This window comes from Halorubrum sp. SP9 (assembly GCF_005435015.1).
GTDB lineage: Archaea > Halobacteriota > Halobacteria > Halobacteriales > Haloferacaceae > Halorubrum > Halorubrum sodomense.
This window is the reverse complement of the sequence record NZ_SGXU01000184.1, coordinates 1-512: the sequence shown is the minus strand read 5'-3', so window position 1 is coordinate 512 and position 512 is coordinate 1. Positions and strand designations below refer to the sequence as shown.

At 60.4% G+C, this 512-nt stretch carries 2 protein-coding genes; both read left to right on the top strand.

Annotation, left to right across the window (positions count from 1 at the left end; translation table 11 throughout):
* On the top strand, nucleotides 1-237 hold a 237-nt coding region (locus EXE45_RS17110; protein WP_206750496.1), incomplete at its 5' end, for a hypothetical protein.
* Nucleotides 234-512: hypothetical protein (locus EXE45_RS17105; protein ID WP_137695036.1), on the top strand; the 279-nt coding region annotated here is incomplete at its 3' end. The genes EXE45_RS17110 and EXE45_RS17105, both read left to right, overlap by 4 nt.

Genomic DNA, 512 nt, shown 5'->3' with positions numbered 1-512 from the left:
GGCTGTCGGGATCATCATCGAGACGGTTGGTGGTTCGTCATGATCCCGTGGCTCGCAGGCGGATACGTTGTCGGCGCAGCACTCACGTTCATCTTCCTGATGATCCTCGTAGAAGACCGTCGTGCCGAGAACGTGTACTTCTGGAGGATTATCGCTCTGACGGTGCTGTGGCCGTTCTTATGGGTTTTCCTGATCGGTTGGCTCTCCGCGAAGATTTTTGGGGGTGAGTTGCCGTGAGCATTAGCGATCCGACGATTGTGACGACGGTCGGTGACGGTGTCCTCGCCACGAGCACCCGTCCGTGGATGCCGTTCGCCATCGGGTTCGGCCTCGGCCTCGGTGCCTCGCTGTACGGCGTCTACGATGGGTCGTGGAAGATGCGTCATAGCATCCAGAACCCGTGGGACTACGACTCCGAGTACGCGAAGGCGTGGGCGTCGTTCAAGCGGACGAACTGGAACTGGTCGATCCTCGGCGGCGCCCCGTTCATCGTTGGGTTCGTCCTGTGGCTC